1 protein-coding gene and 1 pseudogene are annotated in these 2,542 nt (G+C 39.9%); both read right to left on the reverse strand.

Annotated elements, in window-relative coordinates:
• Positions 1-795: pseudogene (locus tag CAG69_RS03690) on the reverse strand (GGDEF domain-containing protein); the annotation flags it as partial.
• 160 nt (positions 796-955) lie between these two features.
• Positions 956-2,110, reverse strand: a complete 1,155-nt coding sequence (locus tag CAG69_RS03700; RefSeq protein WP_161442778.1) for an EAL domain-containing response regulator — start codon at positions 2,108-2,110, stop codon at positions 956-958.
• Positions 2,111-2,542 lie beyond the last annotated feature (432 nt).

The raw sequence follows: 2,542 nt of genomic DNA on the forward strand, positions 1-2,542 counted from the left end.
TTTACTAAGGGGATATTGGTAAATAACAAGATTATTATTGTCGGCAACATAGGATTGAGTGTAAGCAAAATGAGCTAAGGGGTAGCTCGGAAAGTAAATAATTATCTGCTAATTTCCGTTACTAACCTCTACGTCAACGGCTTTGCCTTCATTATAAAGCGATGATAAATACAGTTGTTCCGAAAATTCGCCGACAAGCTTCCCTCTATAGTAGACGGGACTCATGATACTTAATGCCATCTCATCAGAATACGTGGTTTTGAAGGGCTTAGAGATAAGAACTCGGTCGGAGAGCTGCTCTTTCCACGCGGCAAGAATACAAGCGTAATTCACTCTGCACCATTCTATATCAAACGTCTCTTTAGATCCCTCTAGAGCTGGGATTGGTCGTTCTAAGATGAGTTTGTCACTAGTGTAAGAACGAAAGTACAATATGGCGTCTTCTCTATCGTAGACATTGGACAAATGAGCTTCTGCTTGGTGTAGGGCTTTACGAGCAACAGTTTCCACATAATCTAGTTTTTTATACGGCCTTAAAGCATAAATTGCATCTTGAAAACTGAAGTCAGTCAGTGCTTCTATTTGTTCGACGCTGAAGTTTTCATACTGCGCCAATTGAGCTTCGGTCAACAAGCCTAGCAGAATGACCTTCTGCTTTGTTTTTGCTAAATTGTTAGCGTACGTATTAAATTGCTTCTCCTCATAAGAGATGAGAACAGCACCAATCATGGCCACCGATACAATAAATAACAACATCGCAACCGCAAAAGAAGAAACAAAACTTCTTACATTCATAACACTTTATGTTCCCACTACTTTTGCAAGTTCAATAACATTATTTACATTAAACTTGTCTAGAAATCGACGTTTCTTGATACTCACGGTTTTATCACTGATAGCCATACAGATAAGCATTTGATCATCAAAGATCAAACAGTTCAATTTTTTCATATCTTTACTTCAAAATAGTGATTACCTCTAACGGCATGGGCTTATCAATGTAAAAGCCTTGGCAGATGTCTATTCCACATTCGCGCATGGTTTTATAGGTTACTTCGTCTTCGACACCTTCGGCGACAATACAAATATTTAGGTTTTTCGCTAAAGCACAAATGGCGATGACAATGCTTTTCTTTTTCAGGTCTTCACTCGCTCCGTAGACAAAAGCGCGGTCAAGTTTGATCTCGTTAAAAGGTAACTTTGCCAACTTTTCAAATGTAGATGAGCCCGTACCAAAATCATCAATTGATACCGTGACACCTTTCATTCTGAGCTTGATGAGGTTTTTGTAGATAGACGTGCTAGCTTGGAAAGCTTCCCGCTCTGTAATCTCAATGGTGATTTGTGACGGGTCGACACCACTCTCCGAACATTGTTGAATAAAACGATGCGAGAAGTCAGGGTCGTTCAAGTTTTCGTGGTCGACATTAATCGAGGCCTTTTTGGTTAATCCCCTATTGTTGATGTCATAGATTGTATTAATCAGCACTGATTGAAAAAGTTCAGAAGACAAATGGCATCGTTTTACGATCGGAAGAAAGTGGTTTGGTAACAACACGCCATAAATAGGATGCACCCAACGCGCTAACGCTTCATAACCTAAAAGCTCACCACTGTGTGCGTCTACCAAAGGTTGGTAATAATTCTTCACTCGCCCTTCACCCAAAGCAAATAAAAACTCTTGGTCTTGCAGTACGATAGGTTGAGCAAACGCTGTTTTTCGCGTTCTTTCATCTTTTATTTGGTTGAGGAGTTTAACCACTTGCATTTCGTCGTACGGCTTAGGCAGTTCTCCTAATATCTCAAAACTAAACCCTTCGCACATTTCTCGTACTGCCGAGATGATGCTCTGCTCCAACAAACTGACTAGCACGACTTGCCCGTGATACTGAATTTGGTCGAATACTTCCAAGATGTCGATACCGCCTTTTCCCGGCATCTGGAGATCGCAAAAGATCACATCAAAATATTGCTTTTGTGCACATTGAATAGCAGTGTCCACACAATTGAATGTACTGACTGACGCGCCACTATGACCCAATATTTGGGTAAGTATCTTGGTTTGTAGAGGATGACCATCAATCACCATCACATTAAGCTGTGTATTCATTTATCTCTATCCAGTAGTCTATATTTTCGATCTCCTGCTCGATTGGTTAAATTAATCCTGCCACTCGCTGATCAAAATCGACCAGCATTACTCAGCCTCAATGTAAAACTCCGTCCGCTTATCAGTTCTCAATAACTCTCACTATCAATGAGTTAAAAAAGAAACCACTGGCAAAAATGTGGCAACGGACAACGCTGTAATACGACTTATCGTACTGAGCATAAAGCCTTACTCGGACTGGGCAGTCAGATTAATTTGTGTCGGCTAAATGTCAAATTTCGACTAATAGCGAAATGAAATATAAATTACTGATATAAAGATAAAAATTTAAAATAAGTCAGAAAAAACCGACAAAACAATCCACCTTTGACTACACAATATTTGCGCTCAATATCTCACCAAAGTGAATACTTGTTGTAAGTCCGTTGGCGA

The sequence above is a fragment of the Vibrio sp. V43_P6S15P86 genome (genome assembly GCF_009904725.1).
GTDB lineage: Bacteria > Pseudomonadota > Gammaproteobacteria > Enterobacterales > Vibrionaceae > Vibrio > Vibrio diabolicus.